General features: G+C 55.8%; 19 protein-coding genes. 11 read left to right on the top strand and 8 right to left on the bottom strand.

The window, feature by feature from the left end:
• Positions 1–27 precede the first annotated feature (27 nt).
• Both BFG58_RS03815 and BFG58_RS03810 read left to right on the top strand, forming a co-directional pair.
• A complete protein-coding gene (locus BFG58_RS03815) occupies positions 28–432 on the top strand; it encodes a VOC family protein (protein ID WP_028015889.1) in 405 nt (134 codons plus the stop codon).
• Between the two features lie 18 nt (positions 433–450).
• A complete protein-coding gene (locus BFG58_RS03810) occupies positions 451–963 on the top strand; it encodes a GNAT family N-acetyltransferase (RefSeq protein ID WP_069719279.1) in 513 nt (170 codons plus the stop codon).
• On the opposite strand, the gene BFG58_RS03805 is transcribed toward BFG58_RS03810, so the two are convergent.
• Entirely contained in the window at positions 944–1,732 is a 789-nt protein-coding gene (locus BFG58_RS03805; protein WP_045910465.1) for a hypothetical protein, read from the bottom strand. The two genes, BFG58_RS03810 and BFG58_RS03805, sit on opposite strands and share 20 nt — an antisense overlap.
• Before the next feature lies 1 nt (position 1,733).
• Positions 1,734–1,931 (bottom strand): hypothetical protein, encoded by a 198-nt coding sequence (locus BFG58_RS03800; protein WP_008502331.1) that lies wholly within the window; start codon positions 1,929–1,931, stop codon positions 1,734–1,736.
• Between the two features lie 260 nt (positions 1,932–2,191).
• On the opposite strand from BFG58_RS03800, the gene BFG58_RS03795 reads away from it, so the two are divergent.
• From BFG58_RS03795 to BFG58_RS03760, 8 genes are read left to right on the top strand one after another with little or no spacing between them, the layout of a single operon-like run.
• On the top strand, positions 2,192–2,626 hold the full coding sequence (locus BFG58_RS03795; RefSeq protein ID WP_045910466.1) for a nuclear transport factor 2 family protein: 435 nt from the start codon (positions 2,192–2,194) through the stop codon (positions 2,624–2,626).
• On the top strand, positions 2,623–3,342 hold the full coding sequence (locus BFG58_RS03790; protein WP_069719278.1) for an SDR family NAD(P)-dependent oxidoreductase: 720 nt from the start codon (positions 2,623–2,625) through the stop codon (positions 3,340–3,342). Before BFG58_RS03795 ends, BFG58_RS03790 begins: the two co-directional genes overlap by 4 nt.
• Positions 3,339–4,598, top strand: a complete 1,260-nt coding sequence (locus tag BFG58_RS03785) for an NAD(P)/FAD-dependent oxidoreductase (protein WP_069719277.1) — start codon at positions 3,339–3,341, stop codon at positions 4,596–4,598. Before BFG58_RS03790 ends, BFG58_RS03785 begins: the two co-directional genes overlap by 4 nt.
• A 1-nt stretch (position 4,599) precedes the next feature.
• A complete protein-coding gene (locus tag BFG58_RS03780; RefSeq protein ID WP_069719276.1) occupies positions 4,600–5,322 on the top strand; it encodes a DUF1365 domain-containing protein in 723 nt (240 codons plus the stop codon).
• Positions 5,319–6,539 (top strand): cyclopropane-fatty-acyl-phospholipid synthase family protein, encoded by a 1,221-nt coding sequence (locus tag BFG58_RS03775; RefSeq protein WP_069719275.1) that lies wholly within the window; start codon positions 5,319–5,321, stop codon positions 6,537–6,539. Before BFG58_RS03780 ends, BFG58_RS03775 begins: the two co-directional genes overlap by 4 nt.
• Entirely contained in the window at positions 6,536–7,021 is a 486-nt protein-coding gene (locus BFG58_RS03770; RefSeq protein ID WP_069719274.1) for a DUF2878 domain-containing protein, read from the top strand. Before BFG58_RS03775 ends, BFG58_RS03770 begins: the two co-directional genes overlap by 4 nt.
• Positions 7,018–7,539 (top strand): hypothetical protein, encoded by a 522-nt coding sequence (locus BFG58_RS03765; RefSeq protein WP_048030580.1) that lies wholly within the window; start codon positions 7,018–7,020, stop codon positions 7,537–7,539. Before BFG58_RS03770 ends, BFG58_RS03765 begins: the two co-directional genes overlap by 4 nt.
• On the top strand, positions 7,536–8,060 hold the full coding sequence (locus tag BFG58_RS03760) for a DUF3833 domain-containing protein (protein ID WP_069719273.1): 525 nt from the start codon (positions 7,536–7,538) through the stop codon (positions 8,058–8,060). Before BFG58_RS03765 ends, BFG58_RS03760 begins: the two co-directional genes overlap by 4 nt.
• Before the next feature lie 424 nt (positions 8,061–8,484).
• Here BFG58_RS03760 and BFG58_RS03755 read toward each other — a convergent pair whose 3' ends face one another.
• Together BFG58_RS03755 and BFG58_RS03750 are read right to left on the bottom strand one after the other, a co-directional pair.
• Positions 8,485–8,943, bottom strand: a complete 459-nt coding sequence (locus BFG58_RS03755; protein WP_048030576.1) for a DMT family transporter — start codon at positions 8,941–8,943, stop codon at positions 8,485–8,487.
• A 3-nt stretch (positions 8,944–8,946) separates the two neighbouring features.
• Positions 8,947–9,381: a DMT family transporter gene (locus BFG58_RS03750; RefSeq protein WP_045910475.1), complete on the bottom strand. Its 435-nt coding sequence runs from the start codon at positions 9,379–9,381 to the stop codon at positions 8,947–8,949.
• A 95-nt stretch (positions 9,382–9,476) separates the two neighbouring features.
• Here BFG58_RS03750 and BFG58_RS03745 point away from each other — a divergent pair, with 95 nt between their 5' ends.
• A complete protein-coding gene (locus tag BFG58_RS03745; RefSeq protein ID WP_069719272.1) occupies positions 9,477–10,409 on the top strand; it encodes a LysR family transcriptional regulator in 933 nt (310 codons plus the stop codon).
• A gap of 5 nt (positions 10,410–10,414) precedes the next feature.
• Here the strand turns inward: BFG58_RS03745 and BFG58_RS03740 are convergent, their stop codons facing one another.
• The 4 genes from BFG58_RS03740 to BFG58_RS03725 all read right to left on the bottom strand — a co-directional run bounded on the left by BFG58_RS03740 (position 10,415) and on the right by BFG58_RS03725 (position 14,464).
• Complete coding sequence (locus BFG58_RS03740; RefSeq protein ID WP_048030571.1) at positions 10,415–11,443, bottom strand: methionine synthase; 1,029 nt, start codon at positions 11,441–11,443, stop codon at positions 10,415–10,417.
• Positions 11,444–11,466: 23 nt separating this feature from the next.
• Complete coding sequence (locus BFG58_RS03735) at positions 11,467–12,441, bottom strand: DUF1852 domain-containing protein (protein ID WP_023292484.1); 975 nt, start codon at positions 12,439–12,441, stop codon at positions 11,467–11,469.
• A gap of 213 nt (positions 12,442–12,654) precedes the next feature.
• Positions 12,655–13,338 (bottom strand): YrhA family protein, encoded by a 684-nt coding sequence (locus tag BFG58_RS03730; RefSeq protein ID WP_069719271.1) that lies wholly within the window; start codon positions 13,336–13,338, stop codon positions 12,655–12,657.
• 10 nt (positions 13,339–13,348) lie between these two features.
• The gene (locus BFG58_RS03725) at positions 13,349–14,464 is read right to left on the bottom strand and encodes a DUF6883 domain-containing protein (protein ID WP_069719270.1); all 1,116 of its coding nucleotides are present in this window, start codon (positions 14,462–14,464) and stop codon (positions 13,349–13,351) included.
• Positions 14,465–14,649 lie beyond the last annotated feature (185 nt).

Below are 14,649 nucleotides of genomic sequence, written 5' to 3'. Positions count from 1 at the left end.
TAACCATTTAGAGTAAAGGTAACGGAAATGAGAACACAGAAACGATGCCTCGGCTGCGTGGCTATTGTGGTTGATGACTACGATCGTGCCATTGAATACTACACCGACAAGCTGGGTTTTACCCTTGTAGAGGATACGCCCCAACCGGGTAAACGCTGGGTAGTCGTCTCACCCAACCCGGAAAGCGACTGCAATATTTTGCTGGCTCGTGCGTCTAACGAGAGGCAGGAAGGTTTTATCGGTAATCAATGCGGTGGCCGAGTTTTCCTGTTCCTTCAGACGGATGATTTTTGGCGCGATTACCATGCCATGAAAGCAAAAGGCGTTCATTTTTGTGAAGAACCTCGTGAGGAAGAGTACGGTATGGTGGTGGTGTTTGAAGATATTTACGGCAACCGCTGGGACCTCTATCAACATGCCCAACGCGGGTGATGACCAGGGATACCTTCCATGACTCTTCGAATTCGACAGGCCAGCGGGGCCGATTCTGCGCTCGTATGCGAACTTGGATACCGCATATACCCCGCCCATTTTCAGCATCTGTGGGTATCAGACGCCGAGATGAAGGCCTTTCTGGACGGCGAGTATGCCGTTTCTGTACTTGAACAGAGCCTGAAAGATAACGCTGTTTCCTGGTATGTTGCAGAGACCGATCGGCCTGTGGGATTCATGAAAGTGACCTGGGACGCCATGCTTCCAGAAACGGACAAGAGGGGCGTTCTCCTCAACAAGCTCTACCTCGATCCTGCCGAGACCGGCAAGAACTATGGTCAGGACATGTTCAATAAAATTATCGACATGGCCCGGAGCAGGGGAAAGGACTATCTCTGGCTGGAAGTGCTTGAGCAGAACGGAGGAGCGTACCGGTTCTACCAGAAGCAGGGCATGCTCTGCATTAAGAACGTACTTTTTGAAACAGCCTCACAGCAGAGCATACTCAGAATTATGGGGATGTCTCTTTAGGGCCAGGGCTCTCATCCCGCTGTGCCAGCGACAGCGCGCTGGCGCTGGCGGGATCGAACAGCGAGATGCTCTCAATTTGATTGAGTAAAATCACCTTGCGGAATGACATGGCGCTGCGGGGTTCCGAGTCGAGCGTAATGTCATGCTCGGCGTACCACCGGCTGTAATTATTCTCGATGCGCAGGTTCATCGTCTTCTCGTCCCGGTACCCGCTCAACATCGGGATCAGCACGATATTGGCCGTTTTTTCATATTCCAGCGTCGCGGTGTGGATCATACCCACGTATATCCGCCTCGAGCGGAGCGTGACCTGCGCCAGCTCGCCTTGCTCCATACATTGATAGAGCAGTTGCTCGATCCCGCTCGCCTGCGCAAGCCGTTTGTAGAGCTTTTTCCGACTCTCGCCGTCCAGCCTGGCGCTGCCTGCCCAGTTAGACCGGTAGAGACAAAACAGGATGGCAAACGCCAGCATCACCACCACCGGCGCCTGAATGCCTAAAAAACTCCAGTTCATAAAGTCGATTTGCCAGTCGGTGTATTTCGGTGAGGCAAAGTGAAAAGCGTTGTTGGCGGCGGAAAGGCTAAGCAGCAGCAGCCAGAGCAACCCCGTGGCAATCACCCCCTGCAGAACGAAAATACAGCCGTAAAGCGCAACGAGAAAATAGACATCCCAACCGAAGGAACGCTTGATTTTAAAGCGGGTCGACAGGTCGCGACTGGTGTACCAGTACCCGCAGACCATCAGCACCATAAATATCGCCGTTCCCATATCAGGCCCTCTTCAGCGCGTTAACGTGACGCAGAAAGTCCTGCCGCACCTCGTTGCTCTTGTAGTTCACCGAGGCGTTCCCGTCCTGGTCGATGATGATGCGGTCGCCATCTTCCACGGCTTCAATAATTTCCTGCTGACTCATCACCTGCAGTAAGGATTCCGGGCTTGAGAATAGGGAGAGAAAGAAACGTTTCATGTCAGGCATCCTTATGAATAAAAAGGATAAGCTTGGAAGATGACCGCTGAATTTGCCTTAAGGATAACCTGAAAGTGAGTGAAAGCCGGGTGGCGGCTACGCCTTACCCGGCCTAAAAACCTTCAAACGAATGATATTTCAACTTATTGATATTTATGAGTAATAAAAAATAAATTTGCACAAACTTGGACAAATAACGTTAATTGTGTAAGTTTTAATTATGCGATTACGCCACGTTGTTTACAGCCAGGATGTGACCCATGAGCACTTTGCCCTCTGTCGTGAGTCGGTTTGTCGAGTACTACGCCGCACTGGATAGCCAGCCGCCGTCCGCGCTGGCGGGGCTTTATCATTCGAATGCCACGCTTATCGATCCCTTCGGTGAGCACAACGGTATCTTTGCGCTTCAGCGCTATTTCACCCATCTGCTGGCCAACGTCGAGAACTGCCGTTTTTCTATCGATCCGCCGCTCTGCAGCGGGAACCGGTTTGTTGTCACCTGGGTGATGCACTGGTCGCATCCGCGCATTGCCGGAGGCGAACCGCTCGACCTGCCGGGATGCTCAGTGGTGGAGACGGAAAACGATCTCATCACGCGCCAGCGGGATTACTACGATGCGGGAGAGATGATCTACGAACATCTTCCTCTGCTGGGCTGGGCGGTTCGCGGCGTGAAGCGGAGGGTAAAATCATGAAGACGGTGTTGATTACCGGCGCAAGCTCGGGGATTGGCGCCGGGCTGGCGAAATCCTTCTCTGCTGACGGCTACCATGTGATTGCCTGCGGGCGCGATCCGGCGCGTCTGGAAGCGCTGCATCAGATTTGCCCCAATCTCACCGTGCGCCTGTTCGATATGACGGACAGGGACGCCTGTCGCCAGGCGCTGACCGGCAGCTACGCCGACCTGATCATTCTCTGCGCGGGTACCTGCGAATACCTCGACGGTGGCGTGGTGGATGCGGCGCTGGTGGAGCGGGTCATGAACACCAATTTCCTTGGGCCGGTGAACTGCCTTGAGGCGCTACAATCGCAGCTGGTTGCCGGTAACCGTGTGGTGCTGGTGAGTTCGATGGCGCACTGGCTTCCCTTCCCGCGTGCAGAGGCCTACGGCGCGTCCAAAGCGGCGCTGAGCTGGTTTGCCGAGAGCCTGCGCCTGGACTGGGAGCCAAAAGGGATTGCCGTCACGGTTGTCTCTCCGGGCTTTGTCGATACGCCCCTGACGCAAAAAAACGATTTTGCCATGCCGGGCAGAGTAACCGTCGACGAGGCGGTCAAGGCGATCCGTATCGGACTGGCGGCTGGGAAAATGCACATCGCGTTTCCGTCCGGGTTTGGCTTCATTTTGCGGCTGCTCTGCGGGCTGCCTGCGTTTCTTCAGCGCACGCTGCTGCGCAGGATGGTGCGTTCATGAACATTGCGATTATCGGCAGCGGCATTGCCGGGCTGACCTGCGCCTGGCGCCTGGCCGGACACCATCAGGTGACCCTGTTTGAAGCGGGATCCACGCCGGGCGGCCATACCGCAACGGTTGACGTGACGACGCCACAGGGTACATACGCGATCGATACCGGGTTTATCGTCTACAACGACCGTACCTACCCGCGCTTTATGGGCCTGCTCAGCGAGCTGGGCATCAGCGGGCAAAAAACGCAGATGAGCTTTTCGGTGCACGACCCCGCGACGGGGTTTGAGTACAACGGCCACACGCTGACGTCGCTGTTTGCCCAGCGTCGAAACCTGGTGAATCCGGCATTCTGGCGGCTACTGGGCGAGATCGTACGCTTTAACCGCCTGGCAAAACAGGCGCTGGACGGGGAAGTGGATCCGAACGCCACGCTGCAGACGTTTCTGGACCAGCACGGCTTCACGCCGTTTTTTGCGCGCCACTACATTCTGCCGATGGGGGCCGCCATCTGGTCATCGTCGCTGCAGGAGATGACGCGCTTCCCGCTGCCGCTCTTTTTACGTTTCTTCCAAAACCACGGTCTGCTGGATATCACCCATCGCCCGCAGTGGTACGTGGTGCCGGGCGGCTCGCGGGAGTATATCCGCGCGATGCGGGACAAATTGGGGGATCGGCTGACGCTGCATCTCAATTCGCCGGTTCAGCGGGTGATCCGCCACGAGCGCGGGGTCACGCTCCAGCTCGAAAACGGCAGCCATACCTTCGATCAGGTGATATTTGCCTGCCACTCCGCTCAGGCGCTGGCCATGCTTGACGACCCGACCACCGCAGAGCGCGAGGTGCTGGGCGATATCGGCTGGCAGCGCAACGAGGTTGTGTTGCACAGCGACCCGCGCTGGCTGCCGGTGCGGCCGCGCGCCTGGGCGAGCTGGAACTACCGCCTGAGCGAGCAGGCGCAGGCCAGCGCCTGTGTCACCTACAACATGAATATCCTGCAGGGGCTGCCTGCGGGCAGCCCGCTGTTCTGCGTCACCCTGAACCCGGACGCGCCGGTGGATGAGCGCTTCGTTCTGCAACGCTTCGTTTATGAGCATCCGCTGTTTAACCCGCAAAGCTGGCGGGCGCAGGCGCGGCGCGGCGAGATCAACGGCAACCGGCGGAGCTGGTTCTGCGGAGCCTACTGGTACAACGGTTTTCATGAGGACGGGGTGCGCAGCGCGCTGGACGTGGTCAATGCGATAGCGGCCGGGGAGGGGAACTGAGATGAACAGCTGCCTTTACCACGGCGTATTACGCCACCGCCGCCTGCAGCCGAAAACCCATGAATTTCGCTACAGCGTGTTTATGGCCTGGCTGGATCTCGATGAGCTGCCGCTGCTCGCGTCCGTCGGCGTGCGGCGCAATCGCTTTGCTGCCGCCTCTTTCCATGACGCGGACTATCCGCTCGGCACGCCGCTCAAAGAGAACGTGCTGAGCAGGCTGGAGAGCCTGACCGGGGAACGTCCGGACGGGCGGGTCATGCTCCTGACGCAGCTGCGCTATTTCGGGTTCCATTTCAATCCGGTCAACTTTTACTACTGCTATGACGGGAGGGGAATCCTGCGCTGGCTGCTGGCGGAGGTCCGCAACACGCCGTGGAACGAGCGTCATTATTACGCGGTCGACGGGCAACATGCCCAGCCCACGGAAAAAGCGTTTCACGTTTCCCCCTTCAACCCGATGGACATGATCTACCACTGGCGCTTCAACGACCCGGATAACACGCTGCATATGCACATTGAAAATCATCAGGAAGCGAAGGTGTTCGACGCCACGCTGGCGCTGCGCCGGGAGCCTCTGACGCGCCCCGCGCTGCGTTCGCTGCTTCTGCGCATCCCGCTTATGACCCTGAAAACCGTTTTCGCCATTTACTGGCAGGCGCTGCGCCTGTGGCTCAAGCGCGTGCCGCTGTATAACCATCCCGTCAGCAGGAGTGAACGCTCATGACCGATCCCGTCTTTGCGTTAGAACCCGATATCCCGCGCAACGTGCGCTTTGCGCGCTGGCTGCTTTTTCGTCTGTTAAGCGGTATCCGCGGCGGCTCGCTCACGCTGCGGGAAGGGGCGCAGACCTTTCATTTTGGTGAGTCATCCTCCGCGCTGCATGCCGACGTACAGATCCTGACGCCCGGCGTCTACTGGCGTGTCTTAACGGGCGGGAGTCTTGCCGCGGCAGAAGCCTGGATGGACGGCGAATGGGAAACTACGCACCTTACGCCGCTACTGGAACTTCTGGCGCTCAACGGCGAGGTGCTTGGCCGTCTGGAAAACGGGTTCCGTCTGTTCGGCAGGCCGCTGGAGCGGCTACGGCACTGGACGCGACGAAACTCCCGCGCGCAGGCGCGTGAAAATATTGCCGCCCATTACGATCTGGGTAACACCTTCTATTCCCATTTTCTGGACAAGGAGCTGCTCTATTCCAGCGCCTTGTTTACGGAGGACGAGCAGGATCTCACGGCGGCCCAGCAGGCCAAAATGGCGCGTCTGTGCGAACAGCTGACGCTGAAGCCGGGCGATCATCTGCTGGAAATTGGCACTGGCTGGGGGGCGATGGCGGAATACGCGGCCCGCCATTATGGCTGTCGGGTGACCACCACCACGCTATCGCAGGAACAATACGTCTGGGCGACCGAGCGGATTGCCCGCGCCGGACTGCAGGATCGGGTCGAGGTGCTGCTCTGCGACTATCGCGACCTCACCGGGCAGTACGACAAGCTGGTCTCGATAGAGATGATTGAAGCCGTCGGGCAGCGCTATCTGCCCACATTCTTCCGTACCTGCCAGGCGCGGCTGCGCCCGGGAGGACGCATGGCGATTCAGGCCATCACCATTCAGGACCAGCGCTATCGCGACTACAGCAAAAGCGTCGATTTTATCCAGCGCTACATTTTCCCCGGCGGTTTTCTGCCGAGCATCACCGCGATGAACGATCTGATGACGCGCCACACCGATTTCGTGGTGCGCAATCTGTTCGACATGGGGCCGGACTACGCCCGCACGCTGGCGCACTGGCGACAGCGCTTTGTCCACGCCTGGCAGGAGATTGAAAAGCTCGGCTTTGATGAGCGGTTTCGTCGCATGTGGCTGTACTACTTTGGCTACTGCGAAGCCGGGTTTAACGCCCGCACCATCAGTGTGGTGCAGCTGACCGCCGAGCGCGTATGAAACGATATCTTCAGGTCTTTCTGCTGGCCGTCGCGTTCGATCTTTACTGGGCGCTGGTGGTGCTCTTTCGCGAAAAGGGCCTGATTATCTGGCTCGCGCTGGCGATCCTGGCGTGCCTGCTCTTGCCGTCTGTATACCGTTTTTACGCCATCGGGCTGGCCGCGGCAGGCAGTTTGCTGGATACGCTCTGGGCGCTGACGGGACTGATAGCCTTCACGGGCGACTCCCTGATGCCGCTATGGATGGTGGCATTGTGGCTGATGTTCGCCACCGTCTGGACGCAGCTTACGCGCACCACCACGTTGCCCGGCTGGCTGCTGACCCTGCTGGCCGCCGTGGGTGGCCCGGTGGCGTATCTGATTGGCGAGCGGCTGGATGCCATCACATTTCTGGAGCCGACTTTTATCGTCGTCAGCTGGATGGCGCCGGGTTGGCTGGTGTTGATGCTGTTTTTCCACCTGCTGATGGGGAGACAAAAATGAGAGCTGCGATTTTGCTGCTTTGGCTGATCGCGATGCCTGCGGCTCAGGCCGCCGACTGGCTGGCGTGGCGTAAGGTGGGCGATGCCACGCTCACCTGGGGGCCGTTCACCGTCTACACCTCCCAACTGCGTACGCCGGATGGGCGTTACGGTCGGGAGAACCAGGATCAGGCGCTGATAATTACCTATGCGCGCGACATCGATCGCGATGAGCTGGTCGAGGCGACCCGCGACCAGTGGCAGGCGCAGGGGATCCTGGCGCAGGAACCGCAAAGCGAAGCCTGGCTGCGGATGCTCCGGTCGCTGTGGCCGGATGTTCGACCGGGCTCACAGCTGGCGTTTGTCCTTGATGACCAGCAGGGGCAGTTCTGGTACCGCGATCCGACCCTTCAGAAAACCTTTATTCCTCTGGGACCACGCCAGTCAGAAGCGTTCAGTACCCGTTTTCTGGCCATCTGGCTGGCTCCTCGTACGCAATATCCTGAGCTGCGTCAGCAGTTAATCGGAGGCCAAAAATGAAACGTTTCCTGATGATGGTGCTGGCATTAACGATGCTGCTGGCGGGTTGTAGCACAGAGGTGACCGAGTACCGCCACCAGCAGCCGCGGCTGGATATCTTCCACTTCTTCCAGGGCAAAACCGAAGCGTGGGGGATGGTGCAGGATCGCAGCGGCAAGCAGATCCGACGTTTTCACGTTGAGATTGCCGGGGACGTTATCGGCGATACGCTGACCCTGAACGAGCACTTCGTTTACGACGACGGCGAGAAGCAGCAGCGGATCTGGCATATCCGGCGCCTGGGGAACGATAGCTACGAGGGCACGGCGGGGGATATCGAAGGGGTAGCGACGGGGCAGGCCGCAGGCAACGCGTTCAACTGGCATTACAGCATGAACGTGAAGGCCAACGGCAGCACCTGGCTACTGAACTTTGACGACTGGATGTACCTGCAGGATGAGAACCATCTGTTTAATAAAACCGAGATGAAGAAACTGGGCGTCACCGTCGCCACGGTGACGTTGTTTTTCACCAAGGGATAAGGGATCCCCACTCAATTTGTAACCAGAAGCGATTCGGATTTTTTAAATGACATGATTATTTTGCAGCGATGACCTGGTCCGGCTGTAAATCGCTGAGGCGTTTCCTGCAGGCCGGGGCGAGGCGCAGGGATGCGCCGAGAGAGCGGGCTTTACAGGGATGTTACCTCCGCCCGTCCCCGATAAGCCGGAAGGAATAAGCCGAAGGGACCGCGAAGCGGCGATTTACCGCCGGGAGCCCGGGTCGCCAGGGTGGTGGCGATTGAGCCACCCTGGCACGTTCACAGGTCATGTCGTTACAGAGTAGCAAGGAACATAAAGTGAACGGAATGACCACTACAGCCGTATGTTCCCCCTCACCCTAACCTTCTCCCCAAAGGGGCGAGGGAACTGTTTCGTGTCTACGCTGTGTCCGCAAGGTGTGATGTCATGCCCCGGCAGAACGGGTTTTACTACCCGAGTAAATAAAGACAAGCGCAATCCCCAGGCAGACTACCGCCCCCAGACGACTCGTTGAAAACGAAATGGCGGGGTTACCCAGCCAGCCAAAGTGATCAATCAACATGCTCATGGCGAGCTGGCCAAAGATCACCGCCACCGTGGCGACGGCGGTACCGATGCGCTGCACCGCCACGACCATAATCACAATATAAGGCACGCCAAACATTGCCCCGAGAAGCTGCCATTTCGGTACATCCAGCAGGCTGACGGCCTGCTTAGGCTCAAAGAAGAAAATCAGCAGGGCGGTCACCAGCGCGCCGACGGAGAAGGTCAGAAACGCGCTTTTAAATACCCCCACGCTGCTGCCTAGCTGGCCGTTAATGGCAGCCTGAATGCTCAGCGTTGCGCCGCCGCAGACGGCCAGAAGAATCATAATCAGTGTCATACGTTACCCCTGCGCGACCAGAACCAGTGCCGCAATAATGAACCCCAGTGCAATAATGCGCTTTGCGTTTATCTTCCTGTGCGGCGAACCCAGCAGACCATAATGATCAATGATCAGGCTTTTAAAGACCTGGCCGGCCAGAATGCCAATCATGGTCATGGCGATGCCGATGGTGGGTGTCGCCACGGTCAGGATGACTACGTATACCGGACCGAGCACGCCGCCGAGCAGCTGCCAGCCGGGCTGTGCGAAAAACGACGGGCTGTTGCGCGGGCTGAAAAACAGCATCAGCAGAAACGTTAGCGCGGCGCCGACGCCAAAAATGCTGAACGTCGCCCATAAATCCCCGACCTTTCCCCCCAGCGGTCCCAACAGGCCCGCCTCGACGGATAGGCCCATCCCGCCAGCAATCACCAGTAAAATCAAAACAAACTGCATTCTTCTTCCTCCGTTTTCAGGCGAAGAAGATTACGTGGGTTGTTCAATGAGAAAAATGCCATAATGCAGTAAACACCTTTGCGAGAAATGCATTAATGGTTGACGCCAGCAACATCAACATCCGCGCGCTGCTGATCTTTATCGACGTGTATGAAGCGCAGAACTTCTCCGTCGTGGCGCGGCGGCAGGGGATATCGGCCTCGCAGATATCGCGCGTGATCCGCCAGCTTGAGGATGCGCTCGGGCAGCAGCTTTTCTATCGCAATACGCGGGCCGTCATTCCCACGGAAAGCGGTCATTTGTTTATTCGCTACGCCCGGTCAATGGCGGAAAACCTGGAAGAGGCGCGCCGGGAGCTGGACGCGCGGGCGGTGGAACCGTCCGGTGCGATCCGCATTAACGGACCGGTGTTTTTCGGCCAGAAACACATAGCCCCAGGTCTTCCCGGCCTGTCGGAACGCTATCCTCGCCTGAGCGTAGAGCTGACGCTGACCGATGATTTCATTGACCCCCACCGGGATGCGGCAGACCTTATCTTCCGCATTGGCGTACTGACGGACTCCTCGTTTCGGGCGCGGGTGTTCGGGCAGCAGGTGTATCATCTGGCCGCGTCGCCAGATTACGTGCGTAGACACGGTGCGCCTGAAGGGCCGGACGATCTGAATCGGCATCACTGTCTTGTCTATCGCGGATCGTCAGGGCCTAACCGCTGGCTGTTGCGCAGAGCGGGCGAGGCGTGGATACACTATCCCGTGACGCCATTGATGACCTCGAATAATGCGGAAGCGCTGCTGGCTGCGGCGCGGGGCGGGATGGGGATTGTGCTGTTCCCGGACTGGCTGGTGAGCGAGCCGCTTCAGCGCGGTGAGCTGATTCCGCTCCTGCCCACACTGGAGTGTGCCATCAATACGGAACAGCAGGCGATCGCGGCGATCTACCCTGATGCCCGACATCCGCCCCTGAACGTCAGGGCGGTGATTGATTATTACGTCGAGCGTTTTGGTACGCCGCTTTACTGGCAAAGGTAAGGGGATTACGCCCCAAGCTCTTTGCGGATAATCTCAGCGCCAGCGCTGAGTGCTCTCAGCTTGCCGTTGGCAACCTGACGGGAGAGGGGAGCCATGCCGCAGTTGGTTGACGGATACAGCTTGTCGGCATCGACAAACTGCAGCGCTTTACGCAGCGTATCGGCCACTTCCTCCGGCGTTTCAACCGTGTTGGTTGCTACGTCAATCGCGCCAACCATCACTTTTTTGCCGCGGATCAGCTCAAGCAGATCCATCGGCACGCGAGAGTTGTGGCACTCCAGGGAGATGATGTCGATGTTAGAGGTCTGCAGCTTAGGGAAGGCCTCTTCGTACTGGCGCCACTCGGATCCGAGCGTCTTTTTCCAGTCGGTATTGGCCTTGATGCCGTAGCCGTAGCAGATGTGGACCGCGGTCTCGCACTTCAGCCCTTCAATGGCGCGCTCCAGCGCGGCGATGCCCCAGTCATTGACCTCATCAAAAAAGACGTTAAACGCCGGTTCATCGAACTGGATAATATCCACGCCTGCGGCCTCTAGCTCTCGCGCTTCCTGGTTGAGGATTTTGGCGAATTCCCAGGCCAGCTTTTCTCGGCTTTTATAGTGCGCGTCGTACAGGGTGTCGATCATGGTCATTGGCCCCGGCAGAGCCCATTTGATCGGCTTGTCCGTGAGCTGGCGCAGGTACTTTGCATCGTCGACGAAGACCGGTTTCTGGCGCGCGACGGCGGAGACCACGGTTGGCACGCTCGCGTCATAGCGGTTACGAATGCGCACCGTCTGGCGGTTCTCAAAATCGACGCCGCTCAGGTGTTCAATAAAGGTGGTGACGAAATGCTGGCGGGTCTGTTCCCCGTCGCTGACGATATCGATTCCCGCACGGATCTGCTCATCCAGAGACAGGCGCAGCGCATCCTGCTTGCCCGCCAGCAGTTCCTGATCCTGCAATTTCCAGGGTGACCATAGCGTTTCAGGTTGCGCAAGCCAGGTCGGCTTTGGCAGGCTGCCAGCCGTTGAAGTCGGGAGCAATGTTTTCATAATAAAAGACCTTTTTTGATGTATTAAAGCGTGTAGTTATCAGACCACTGCTCAAGAATGTGTTTGTAAGGCTTAATGAAGTACTCTTCGGTAAATCTACCCTGTTCAATCGCCAGACGGCTTCGCTCTTCCCGGTCATACACAATTTTGGTTAATGAGTGATCCTGCTGGTTCAGATCCGGTCGGTAGCACAGTCCGGCCGCCGAGTTGGCGTTATAAATTTCCGGGCGATAGATCTTCTGGAACGTCTCCATCGTGCTGATGGTGGCGATCAGTTCGAGGTCGGTGTAATCACTCAGCAAATCCCCGGTAAAGAAGAACGCGAACGGCGCCACGCTGTGTTCCGGCATGAAGTAGCGCACGCTCAGGCCCATCTTCGCGAAGTACTGTTCCGTGAGCGATTCGCCATCCGGCTGATACTCAACGCCCAGCACGGGGTGCTGATTACCGGTGCGGCGATAGGTATCTTTGCTGGAGACGCTCAGGCAAATCACCGGTCCTTTTGTGAAGTTCTCTTTGTATTCCGGTGAACTCACAAAATGGCGGAAGATATTGCCGTGCAGTTCGCCAAATTTTTCCGGAATGCTGAAGTGCTGCTGGTTCTTGTTGTGCTCCAGCAGCAGGACGCTGAAATCATAATCCCGCACGTAAGACGAGAAGTTATTCCCGACGATGCCAGGGATACGCTGGTTGTTTTTCTTGTCGACAATGGTGGTTTGCAGTATCTCAATGGCCGGGAACGGTTTTTCCGCGCCAATATTCAAATCGACAGAGATGATTTCAAGCTCAACCGCATAGCGATCGGCGTTTGGGTTATCCCAGCGAGCTAAAGCGTTAAAGCGGTTGTTGATCATCACCAGGGTATTGCGCAGGTTCTCCTGACGCTTTTCCCCGCGCGCCAGGTTGGCGAAGTTGGTGGTCGTACGCGTATTTTCTGACGGGTTGTAATTCTCATCGAAGCAACTGCGCTTAAGGGTATATGTGAAAGCTTTGCTCATTGTGGTTATGCATCCTAAGTTCATGTTGCTAAGAAGTTACCAATGCATAATTTATGCCTGAGCCCGCGGCGCAGGGGAAGTGACTTAATTTCAATGCAACATGAGGGAAGTTCATGAACGGACTGCGATGGTTATCTGCTTCGTGATTGTTCGGGCGGCGCTGGGAAGAAATAGGCTGGTTGCAATTACAACCAGCAATGGATGTTGCGGATTTCAGTTCATTATATCAATCAGCGAGGACAACAATTCACTGAAGTTAACATGAGATTCAATGGCAAATTCGGTCGATGCCTTATCACGGATCTCGAAACAGTCATCTTTGAAGTTGTAGGCAAACACGGACATAGCATCTTCACCAATGAGTACCTTGTCAGTAAGGTTTGGATCAACATAGATGTCGTTGTCACGTATTTCAACGTTTCGAATGTAGATATTCGACCATACGGGTTCACCGTTTTTCGCCTGCGCCAGGCTGTACAGCGTCAAACCGTTATACTCAAGTCCATCCATGATTTCGAACATACCAGAGTAGTCAAGCCGGTTAATCATCAGGCGTTGGATATCCTCGTAAACTGTTCTCCTCTGAGCATCCCATTCAGCAGGGGCGGCGTTGCGCATCAAATCTGCTATTACGTCTGGATCTACTGGGTTGGCTACGGGGAAATTATTGTCAACCAGCAATGTTTTAAGGATATTTGGGGTGAAATAACTCTTCAACTGAGCGGGAAGCAAAGCAGGCATTGCTATTGTTCTTCCTTCTTCGTCGCAAAACTCGACAAGATAGGCCAGCGTCGGGGTATTGAACACCATAACAATCGTACCAATAGTCCCTTTTACCAGCCCTTCATTCGGTAAATCCTCTCCTAAAACCACAACGTCTAATTCGGCTCTTTTCATTTGTATTTTCTCATTTAACGAATAGGGTTGTCAGGCGAGGAACTAACGCGTCTGTTTCATACATCCAGCCAGTACGCACGATCGCTGTTTCACCGTTGACGCCTAAAATGGGCATTTCGACAGCCATTGTTTGACCGTAACTATTTGCCTGCAAAACTTTTGCTGGGGCCAATAATACGCCGTCCTGAATTCTTGCGGCTAAAACATCTGCATTAGTTGGGTTGTATCCCAGCGCTGACTCAAACACTCGGGCTTTGTGTCCTCCGGTAGGATGTGTTGAATCTAAAGCATAAGCCGCGAGTTTTTTCGGGTCGACAATCGCGTGTTCAGCATTCACTAGTGTGCCGCTCTGAGAGGTGAAACCTTTTACATATGGGCTCTCAAGTGCTGGTATTTTACTGAGCCCCGATATTTCATCTATTTCGCTTAAAGGATTTAACCTGCCCATTGTTAATCCTGCTGCAACGGAGGCGCTCGCAATGAATAACCCTTTCTTGTTCATGACTTGCTCATAACCTGCTGGAGCATCTCCGCCAAGCTGCAGCGCGGTTTCATGAAACCCTGTAATATTGCCGTTATAAATACCACCCGCGGCGAGCAGACGACCCACAGCTTTACTGTTCAGCGTTTTCTCCGACGGTGCAGTGGTTGGCGCGTAATAATCATAATGCATCCGTTGAGTAGGAGCGGGCTTCCTGCCTTGCCGATCGGCAATAACGTGCCGGTAGGCACTCAGGATTTCGTCCTTATACCATGCATGCCACGATGAGGAAGTAGGGGTGAAAATTAGCTCGCCGTTATTGTCGATATAAAACGGGTTCCGGTCACTGCTCCAGCGCCTGGAGGTATCCACACCAACAAGCCAACCAATTTTCAGCTCGTGTTTTACTTCGTCATAAATGGGATCTGCGCCGCTGCGATACCTGCGTTCATACGGTCTTTGATGTGGGGATACGCTATATTTTTTCTTGGGGAGACCAAAAGTAAGACTGTGACCGTTCGCTTCATAAGAGAGATCGTAATAAATACATGCCTCTCTCAGCGAGCCCGCAGGCGTCAGAATATATTGAAAATCTTCAGGGTCTAATCGCCGTGTTAATTCATGTGACCTGTAGAGTCGAAACATCTGAAATCCTTATCCTTTATTTTTGTGTGGATTCTCCGCCTCGACAGTTTAAAAATCAACCGATGAACACAGTGAATATTCAACAATTCAGTGCTGATCATGAATAGAAGCAGACAAAAAATGTAAATTACAGTCTCCTGAAATGCGCTATGAATATGCCAACGCCTGTAGTGGGTACAGATATA

Source organism: Enterobacter sp. ku-bf2 (assembly GCF_001742765.1).
GTDB classification, from domain to species: Bacteria; Pseudomonadota; Gammaproteobacteria; order Enterobacterales; family Enterobacteriaceae; genus Enterobacter; species Enterobacter quasiroggenkampii.
The sequence above is the reverse complement of the archived record's forward strand: the minus strand, read 5'-3'. Positions and strand labels throughout refer to the sequence as shown.

Bases quoted from the DNA above. Each gene is read 5' to 3' on its own strand.
- BFG58_RS03815 (WP_028015889.1), top strand. From the start codon at position 28: ATGAGAACACAGAAACGATGCCTCGGCTGCGTGGCTATTGTGGTTGAT.
- BFG58_RS03810 (WP_069719279.1), top strand. From the start codon at position 451: ATGACTCTTCGAATTCGACAGGCCAGCGGGGCCGATTCTGCGCTCGTA.
- BFG58_RS03805 (WP_045910465.1), bottom strand. From the start codon at position 1,732: ATGGGAACGGCGATATTTATGGTGCTGATGGTCTGCGGGTACTGGTAC.
- BFG58_RS03800 (WP_008502331.1), bottom strand. From the start codon at position 1,931: ATGAAACGTTTCTTTCTCTCCCTATTCTCAAGCCCGGAATCCTTACTG.
- BFG58_RS03795 (WP_045910466.1), top strand. From the start codon at position 2,192: ATGAGCACTTTGCCCTCTGTCGTGAGTCGGTTTGTCGAGTACTACGCC.
- BFG58_RS03790 (WP_069719278.1), top strand. From the start codon at position 2,623: ATGAAGACGGTGTTGATTACCGGCGCAAGCTCGGGGATTGGCGCCGGG.
- BFG58_RS03785 (WP_069719277.1), top strand. From the start codon at position 3,339: ATGAACATTGCGATTATCGGCAGCGGCATTGCCGGGCTGACCTGCGCC.
- BFG58_RS03780 (WP_069719276.1), top strand. From the start codon at position 4,600: ATGAACAGCTGCCTTTACCACGGCGTATTACGCCACCGCCGCCTGCAG.
- BFG58_RS03775 (WP_069719275.1), top strand. From the start codon at position 5,319: ATGACCGATCCCGTCTTTGCGTTAGAACCCGATATCCCGCGCAACGTG.
- BFG58_RS03770 (WP_069719274.1), top strand. From the start codon at position 6,536: ATGAAACGATATCTTCAGGTCTTTCTGCTGGCCGTCGCGTTCGATCTT.
- BFG58_RS03765 (WP_048030580.1), top strand. From the start codon at position 7,018: ATGAGAGCTGCGATTTTGCTGCTTTGGCTGATCGCGATGCCTGCGGCT.
- BFG58_RS03760 (WP_069719273.1), top strand. From the start codon at position 7,536: ATGAAACGTTTCCTGATGATGGTGCTGGCATTAACGATGCTGCTGGCG.
- BFG58_RS03755 (WP_048030576.1), bottom strand. From the start codon at position 8,943: ATGACACTGATTATGATTCTTCTGGCCGTCTGCGGCGGCGCAACGCTG.
- BFG58_RS03750 (WP_045910475.1), bottom strand. From the start codon at position 9,381: ATGCAGTTTGTTTTGATTTTACTGGTGATTGCTGGCGGGATGGGCCTA.
- BFG58_RS03745 (WP_069719272.1), top strand. From the start codon at position 9,477: ATGGTTGACGCCAGCAACATCAACATCCGCGCGCTGCTGATCTTTATC.
- BFG58_RS03740 (WP_048030571.1), bottom strand. From the start codon at position 11,443: ATGAAAACATTGCTCCCGACTTCAACGGCTGGCAGCCTGCCAAAGCCG.
- BFG58_RS03735 (WP_023292484.1), bottom strand. From the start codon at position 12,441: ATGAGCAAAGCTTTCACATATACCCTTAAGCGCAGTTGCTTCGATGAG.
- BFG58_RS03730 (WP_069719271.1), bottom strand. From the start codon at position 13,338: ATGAAAAGAGCCGAATTAGACGTTGTGGTTTTAGGAGAGGATTTACCG.
- BFG58_RS03725 (WP_069719270.1), bottom strand. From the start codon at position 14,464: ATGTTTCGACTCTACAGGTCACATGAATTAACACGGCGATTAGACCCT.